Source organism: Bradyrhizobium manausense (assembly GCF_018131105.1).
In the GTDB taxonomy this organism is placed as follows: domain Bacteria; phylum Pseudomonadota; class Alphaproteobacteria; order Rhizobiales; family Xanthobacteraceae; genus Bradyrhizobium; species Bradyrhizobium manausense_B.
Genome location: NZ_JAFCJI010000005.1, coordinates 201,973 through 210,798, shown reverse-complemented (window position 1 = coordinate 210,798; position 8,826 = coordinate 201,973). Strand labels below are relative to the sequence as shown.

The following is an 8,826-nucleotide window of genomic DNA, read 5'->3' as shown; positions in this document are numbered from 1 at the left end:
GCGTACCGCCCGTGGCAGTGCTTGAACTTCCAACGGAAGTAAAATTGCGGAGTAGTTTCAACAGCCTGCAGTCCTGCCACGGGCGCTGTCAATCTTTTGTCGAGAACCCTGCGCCTTCTTCTGTGCATCTTGGGCTGATGGAGTGCCCTTGCTCTCCCAGAGTCTCTGATGCGTTTCGGATTGGCCCCAGTGTCTCGGACCCCGCAGCTAGCTCGAACACATCGTCGGGCTTCGTCTTGGGTGCGGGGTAGCTTTAGCGTTTTGGGGTGCGGGTAGCGACCGGGAGTTTCACCGGGGAAATTGGGGCAGCCCTTCAGTGGTGCGTACGATCATACTTGCCGCCTGAGGTCGTTGCTATGGTCGCTCGGACGGTGATGAGGCCGAAAGCCCATTAGAAAAATGGCTGGCTTGATGGCGTTCTATACATGCAGACCTGCATGGCAAGACTGTTCGTCTGCAGTGCCGAGCAGGACTAAATAGCAGCGACAATCCCGGTAGCCCTACAACCTGGCTGCCCAGCATCGGCATCTCAACCGGTGCACCATCACTCGCATTATCGACTTGGCGTGGTCTATCTCGACGCCCTGTTACGTCTGGCGTGAGACGGAATACAGAATGTTCGGCGAGAACAAACCCAAGCAACAACTCAAAGCAAAGGCCTTGGCCCGAGCACGATGAGGGCAACGCAACGCTGCGACCCTCGAGGATGTAGACGTCGACCAATTGGCTCTACAGACTAGCGTTGGAACTGAACGTAAACGGGAGATCGCTCAACCGCCCCGTACCAGCAATGGTGATTCAAATTGGTGTGTGACGGGGCTATATGCAAGCTTCTCGATCGTGCTTTGGCCGTCGTCGGCTGAAGTGTGATTGAAGGCAACTGCAAGATAGACCACGGTACTTGATCATAGATTTAGATTCCAACATCAAAGCCACGAACGTAGTGAGTATCGTCCGTAGGACGATTGTTGACGGTTAGATGATGGTGACGGTGATGGTGACCGATGTTGCTTCGGTCGCCGAGGTGAACGACCGGCCGCCAATTACACAGAAGCCAATAAGAGCTTCGCAGCGGCTTCGCCGCTTACACCATGGTGATGGTTCGGCTGAACGATTGATTGAAGGTCTACCGCAGGATTGTACCTTGGCACTTGGGTCTTGATGACTCGTCGTTCCAATTAGAACACCTGGCCCTAGCGGCCCCGAACGCAGCGAGCATCGCCCGGAAGGACGATCTGGTTTGGATCGGTCGCTTCCATTGGCGATAGAGCCTGGTGCAACGCGGTGTGACACCCGTCGCACCGAGCGGGTTAGTTGGCTGCCGGCCTGGAGGCGGGATATGGATAAGTGTCATCACAGCTTCTAAGTGCACTCAGGTTTTGAGTCTGACTGCCGCCCTCCAGCGCCCGATACTTTAGTTGCATTGCGAGTATAGCGCTCGAAACGATTGAAGATCGCACACGAATCAAGCGAGTTTAGAGCAACAAGCGCCAGATTGTGGTTACAGCAAATGCTCAATCAAATTCTCTATGGCCCGCCAGGAACAGGCAAGACATTTGCCGTCATTGAGCTAGCGCTCGACATCTTGGATCCGGCCTACCTGGAAGCAAATCGGTCCAATCGGACCGCCTTGAAGAGGCGATTTGACGAATTGTCATCAGACGGAGAGGTTCGCTTCGTTACCTTCCATCAAAGCTTTAGCTACGAAGATTTCGTTGAGGGTCTTCGGGCTGATCATGATGCTGACGGGCAGATTCGATATGCCGTGGAGGACGGCATATTCAAAATACTCTGTGACACCGCTGCTGCCAAGGTAACACAGCAGGCAACGGCCCCTGTGTCCATCGAGGGGCGCCGCATATGGAAAATGTCATTGGGCAACACTCTGGCGAGCGATGCGTACATCTACGATGAATGCGTCGAGAATAACTACATTCTTCTAGGGTATGGAGGTGATACAGATTTCACCGGCTGCAAAAGTCGAGACGAGGTATTTGATCGCTCACAGAAGGCGGGAAAATCTGACGAAGCGGATTCCTATGCTATTACAGCTGTGACCAATTTTCTGCTCAAGATGAAGAAGGGCGACCTCGTGGTCGTCTCCGACGGCAATACAAAGTTCAGAGCCATAGCCGAGGTAACTGGCGACTACCGCCAAATAGCACGAGAACCTCAAGGAGATGGTGATGACAAGTATGGGCAATGCCGCAATGTAAAATGGCTGCGGGTCTATTCACCGTCCCTACCGTACGAACAGCTTATGCAAAATCAATTCAGTCAAATGACTCTGTATGAGCTGAAGTCACACTCGATCGACAGAACGAAGCTCGCCGGCCTCCTGAGCAACACCGGCAATCACGCTTCTACGATCGCTAGTGCGGCTCAGGCATTCCGCATCGGAGACACGTTTGGCAGTGGGTACGAAGTTGTTTATGCGTCCAGAGACGTTCTCGAGCTGATCAAGCCAAACAAAAAGCGCCTCCCCATCGGAATGAGCTTGATTCGAGACCTAGCTGACTGTGTGAGAGACGGAAAGCTTACTGTTGCAAACATTCGGCAAAAGGAAGTGTTCGAGAAGATGCCGGGTTCTCTGTTAGAGCCGTACCTCGTCAATGGGTATGAAAACATACTATCGGTTCTTGTAGAGCGCTATCTTGGCTTCGCAAGTCCCACATCGGTCGATGCACCCGCAGTCAGTCGTCCGAAGGTGCTGATCATTGATGAAATCAATCGTGGGAATGTCTCAAAGATATTCGGAGAGCTCATTACACTAATTGAGCCGTCGAAGCGAAAGGATGCGGAAGAAGCGCTGGAGGTGATTCTTCCTTACTCTAAGTCACGATTCAGCGTGCCCGCCAACGTTCACATCATCGGGACGATGAACACCGCTGATAGGTCTCTAACCAGCTTAGACATTGCATTGCGAAGACGGTTTCATTTCAGAGAGATGCTCCCTCGCCCAGACCTATTAAGAGAAATCGAGCTGCAAGGGCTCAATGTAGGGCAAATGCTGTCGGTCATGAACGAGCGGATCGAGGTGCTGTTGGACCGAGATCATCGCCTTGGCCACGCATACTTCCTCCCCCTGCGTGAGGACAAAAGTATCGAGTTGCTCGGCTCTATATTCCGCCAGCAGATTATCCCTCTGCTGCAAGAGTATTTTTTCGACGACTGGGAGCGCATTCAGATCGTGCTAAATGATTCTCGGAAGGCGCCTGAGAACCGGTTCCTACACAAGCCAGACGTTAATATCTCAGCGCTCTTTGGGGACGACGTGTCTGTCGCCGAGCGAACTAGCCGCTGGATGATCAACGACCTCGCCTTCGGTCGGATCGAAGCTTACCTTGGCATAGTCGATCATCAGCTAAAGCCTGTGGCGTTGACGACAGAACGGGAGGCCACTCACGGCCCTTATACGATAAGGCAGCTGTCCAGCGGCACGATCGAAGTGTGGAATAGCGGCCAAAAGGAAGAAGTTGCGAAGAAGCCCCTGCTCGACATTGCGAGAAAATTGGGAATACCCATGACATGGACGACGGGTGCGACCATGAATACTCGGCACTTGGGAAAGAAGGTCATTGAGGCGCTTGGGAAAGCCAATCGGTGACCACTCTCATCACGGTTCGTGAGTATGCCCGGCTGACATCCAGTATGCTGGCCGAGCCATCGCTCGATCGACAGCAAGTGTCTCAGTCTGCATTCGATTGGCTTTGCAAGTTGAGTTCCAAGCTCAGCAAATCGGGCGCCTCGCTTATTGAGTTGGAGGACCGGAAGTGGCTACGTCTCGACAACTACGTAGGCGTGATTGAGACGCCCTGCGGGACTCGTATTGAGATCCTCCCAAAGCATCTTGAGGAGGGTGAAAGCCTCGACACAGCGAGATCTCTCCTCGTTAAAATGCTAAGCACGGTGCTCGATCTGCCTGTAAGGGAGGTTGGAGTGTCGAGTTTGCAGAAATTCGATGCTCCTCTCAATGAATGGATCATGAGGCAATTCCTAGTCTCGCTAGACCGCCTAGTTAAGCGAGGAATTAGGTGCGAGTATCAGTTGGTGGAAGAGGAGCAGCGCTTCCTCCGTGGTCAATTGAGCCGTGCTAAGCAGATGAGGCAGCGGCTGGATCGCCAACACTTCTTCCACATTCGACACGACGTGTTCTCCGCCAATCGATCCGAGAACCGATTGCTCAAGCTTGCGGTCGAGCAAGTCTGCCGAGCAGCTCAAGTGCCTTCAAATTGGAGGCTCGCTCATGAACTAAGGGAGTGTCTATCTGACGTTGATGCCAGCCGGAACGTCGCTGATGATTTCGAAAGATGGCAAGACGACAGATTGATGGCGCATTACAAAGATATCAAGCCCTGGTGCGAGCTAGTCCTCGGCAAAGAGATGCCCACATCTGTGGTTGGGGCTTGGGAAGGTGTTAGCCTTCTCCTCCCCATGGAAAAGCTCTTTGAGAGGTACGTAGCAAGATGTCTGGGGCGAGCGCTGCGGCCCGATACGAGACTGCGCACGCAACCTAAGCAACATTTCCTTTGCGAGCACGACGATCGCCGCTTGTTTTGTCTTCAACCCGACATCGTCATTGACTGCGGAACAGCCAGATGGGTGCTCGATACTAAGTGGAAACTAGTCGATGCCGCCAACTCACAAGACAACTACAACCTCAAACAAGCAGATTTCTATCAGCTACTGGCCTATGGCAAAACGTACTTGCGAGAATCGACACAGGGCGTCCTTGTGCTGGTCTACCCACAGCGGCAAGCGTTCAAATCGGCGCTCCAAAAGTTCACGTTGGCAGACAAGCTCGACCTGTGGGTACTTCCGTTCGACTTGAATAGCGGCACCTTGATTAACACGGAATTATGCGATCTTCCGGTGAGTATTCGTCATTTTTAGGAATTTAGAACGACATTGCAACCCCAATGATATTCGACGTTTCGCCATCTCAAATTGAAAGTCTTGACCAGAACGAGCTTGTCCAATTGCTCGGAAGACTTCTGCATGCGGAAGCGCAGAATGCAGGTATCGCCTTGCGTGGAATTACTGTGCCTATGCAGATCACGGTCGCTGACGGCGGCGAGGATGGCCGTATCAGCTGGAGTGGAGGGCTCCCTAGAACGGACTATATCCCAAGTAGATTTGCGGTATTCCAATCGAAGGCCACCGACCCGGGCGCAGCTGGTTGGAAGAAAGAAGCCTGGACAAAGGCTACACAGAAAAAGGGGGCAGTTCGGAAGCTCAATGCCGCCCTGACGAAGGCGATTCGTGAGCGAGGATCGTATTTAGGATTTACATCAGCTGCTTTAGTGGGCGAAAAGCTCGACCAAAGAATCGAAGCAATTCGAGCTGGCATTTCAGAGACCGGTGCCGATCCTGATCGTTTGGCAGTATTGGACATCTATGACGCGAACAAGATCGCTGAATGGTCGTCCCGACATCCCGCTGTCGCGGTCTGGCTAAATGAGCATCGATCAGGGCTAACTCTTGGTGGCTTCCAAACGGTGGACAGTTTCGGAAAGCTGGCTGAGGTTGGCTCAATACAGTATGTTCCAGATACAGATCTGCGATACTCACTTGGGTCTGCACAGGATGCCGACGGTAGGGCGACCAAAGCTATCGACGGCAATACGCTAACGTCGGATCAGGCTAAAGAACGAATCTACGACCACCTATGCGAGCCGCGGCGCTCTGTCCGGCTTATAGGTCCATCAGGACTCGGCAAGACACGGTTTGTGTTTGAACTACTCCGAGACATATCCACCATCGTGAAGCAGTCACGATCCGTATCTGCACTATTTTGCGACTATCGTACGTTGGGTCAACAATTGCTGCCCGTCGTGCAACGGATGGCCGAACGAGGAAGTCCTACCCTTCTTGTCGTGGACGAATGCAGCCGAGAATCCGCTCTGCAGCTTAGCGCAATCGTGTCGAACGCCGGTAGCGTTCTGCGGCTTCTGACCATCGATATAGATGATCGCCCCCTGCAGCATGAATACTGCTTGAACATCTCTTTAAAACCAAGCGGTTCGAACCTGGTGGAAGGCATCATAAAGCAGCGCCTTCCCCAGGCCAGCGCAGTAGAGGTATCCTATATAAGCAATCTTTGCGGCGGGTTCCCCAAAATAGCTGTGCTGGCGACGCACAATTACGCACAGAACACACCAGTCTTGAGATCAATCGAAGATGTGGTGAGCCGGGTGCTGTCCGGAGCGGGAATACGAGATCGAAATCAGGTCAAGGCAATAGAATGCCTAGCGCTCTTTGAGCGACTTGGAAGCGATGATGATTTCGCGGAGGAGTTTGATCTGATCGCCAACGCTCTTTGTTCGCTAGCTGGGGACGAGATGCATGAGCATCTCGCAAGAGCGGCTTCGCACGACATTGTAGACCGGCGCGGACGTTTCTTTTCTGCGCAACCAATTCCGATAGCGGCCTATCTAGGTGCCCGCCGATTGGAAGTCCTTCGTGTGAAAACACTTTTGTCTTTTATATCGACTGCCTCCCCTTCCGCACTGACATCGTTCTTCGCACAGTGGCGGTACTTTGATACGAGTAAAACTGCAAGGGAAGTCGCACGGCGACTGCTCGGCCCTGGGGGAATGTTCGCCTCCCTTGAAACGCTGAACACAGAGCATGGTTCGAAATGCTTTGACGCTTTGGTCCATGTTGATCCTGACGCTGCGACAGATGCACTGAAGCACGTACTCGGCGATTTGTCGCTTGACGATCTTAAGCGGTTACGTGACGGAAGGAGACATATCGTCTGGGCTTTGGAAAAGCTCGTCTTTCGTCACGAATCATTCGCGATCGCCGCTCGGCTATTGATGCGGCTGGGCGCTGCCGAGACGGAACGCTTCTCAAATAACGCCTCCGGGCTGTTCATACAACTTTTTCAGCTCCATTTGAGCGGTACTGAAGCAGAGCCAGCAGAACGCTTTGCAGTGTTGGACGAAGGCTTAGCGAGCAACGATGAGCAAATGGTCGACCTGTGCATCGGTGCACTGGAGAAGACGCTTAGACAAAGTCATTTTACCCGATCGGGGTCCGCTCAACAAATCGGCACTCGCCCGCCGTTGAGCGATTGGCACGCCAAGATTTGGGGCGAGGTATTCGACTTTCATAGAAACGGCATGAACCGTCTTCTAGCTCTCCGATCTCGGAAGGAGCTCTCAACGAGATGCGAACGCATAGTTGCGAGTCACCTCCGAGAGCTGATGGGCGAAAATCTATTCTCAGATATTGAAGCCGCCGTTAAGACGGTGGCGAGTGAGAAAGGCCTGTGGTTGGAAGCATTAGAGTCGCTCGGTGATTGGCTCTACTACGATAGGCGAGCTGCGCCAGAAGAGTTGGCTAGAAAGGTGAGAGAGCTATACAACCTACTTCTTCCAACTGATTTGGTAGACCTCGCACTGCTCTATACAAAGTTCTGGGCCGCGGACATTCGAGATCCGGATCTAAACTACGACTACAATGCCAGCAGTACTAAAGATTTCGAGTACTCTACTCGCATGGCGCAAGCCATAGCTCGTGAAATCGCTAGAACCCCAGAAGCCGTTCGCCGAGCCATCCAGGTGATGGCGATTGAAGAATTGCACAACGGCTTTCCATTCGCTCGGGAGCTAGCTCAATATGTTGGTGATCCTATAATTCACTTCAAAGAGGCCGTTTCAATTTACGAGAGATCTGAAGAACGCCATGGGGCGCAATTTATTCGAGGCTTCTTGAATGGGGTTGACGGTAGGAGCGTAGAGCTGGGAGATCAGTGTGTAGCAATTGCACTTGGTTCGAGCGCACTTAGTAAGCAGGCAATAAACGTGTACACCGCGGTTGGCGTGACGCCTGAACGATTAGACGATGTTATTGCGAGCCTCCGTCGTAACGAAATTTCGGCCCGGGATTGTGCCTATCTGTCTTATGGTAGGGGAATCGACCATCTCCCTCCGCCGGTAATCTTGCCACTACTTAGCGAACTTGCCACCAATCATGGCGCTGAGGGAAATTGGACTTCTCTTGAAATCATATCGATGTATCAGCACAGCCGTGCTGAACTAGACGCTTCTCTGGCTGAAATGATAGAGACTTTGCTGACCTCGCCGAAGCTGCTCGAAAAAGTTGGCAGCAACAACCGAGATTCCTATCTTTTTGAGCAAAGTGCTGACCTGCTGGTTCGTTCGGGGAGAGCAGGATCACACTTTATTTCGGCGATGGGGGACCAACTTTCACGTATTTGCCAGTCGAGCGACTCGGACGTGATTTTTGCACTGGACGGACCAATCAGGAAAACAGTCAAGAAGCTTCTGGCGATTGACGCATCGGCAATGTGGACATCAGTCTCTCGGTTTTACGAGATCGCCACTGCCACCGAGCGGTACTGGCTCGAACGTATCGTGGGCCCTCCGAACTACAGATTTGACGGCGAGGGACACAATGAAGAAGGCATTCTATTCGCAGTTCCCCACGCGGAATTGGAATCGTGGGCGAAGATAGATCCAACAAATAGGGCAGCATTCCTCTGCGACTTCTACCCAATAATCAAAGGGAACGGATGGCATCCTGCGTTTGACTCGCTGGCCAGCAAGTTTGGTGATATTCGCGAATTCCGTGACGCCCTTAGCCGGCGGCTGTACCCCACTTCCTGGTCCGGCTCAATGGTTCCTCTTTTAGAGGTCTATCTCTCACCATTGCAGTCCTGGTTTGGCCATCCAATTCCAAAGCTTGCGCTCTGGGCAAGAGAATCCCACCGCTCGCTTGAGAAAAGGATAGCTGCGGAACGTCGGGATGACGAGGAAGAGTAGCCTACGGAAGCGCCATCAGTCATTGACGCTTCCG

At 52.7% G+C, this 8,826-nt stretch carries 3 protein-coding genes; all 3 read left to right on the top strand.

The genetic code is table 11. The features are described 5' to 3' along the window. Positions 1-1,510 precede the first annotated feature (1,510 nt). Genes JQ631_RS30060 through JQ631_RS30050 form a run of 3 tightly spaced genes read left to right on the top strand, consistent with a single transcriptional unit; the run spans position 1,511 to position 8,792 of the window. Positions 1,511-3,607 (top strand): DUF8426 domain-containing protein, encoded by a 2,097-nt coding sequence (locus JQ631_RS30060; protein WP_249161253.1) that lies wholly within the window; start codon positions 1,511-1,513, stop codon positions 3,605-3,607. Then, positions 3,604-4,893, top strand: coding sequence for an McrC family protein (locus tag JQ631_RS30055; RefSeq protein WP_212333129.1), 1,290 nt, complete (start codon positions 3,604-3,606; stop codon positions 4,891-4,893). The genes JQ631_RS30060 and JQ631_RS30055 overlap by 4 nt, the downstream gene beginning before the upstream one ends. A 26-nt stretch (positions 4,894-4,919) precedes the next feature. Beyond that, positions 4,920-8,792, top strand: coding sequence for a hypothetical protein (locus tag JQ631_RS30050; protein WP_212333127.1), 3,873 nt, complete (start codon positions 4,920-4,922; stop codon positions 8,790-8,792). Positions 8,793-8,826 lie beyond the last annotated feature (34 nt).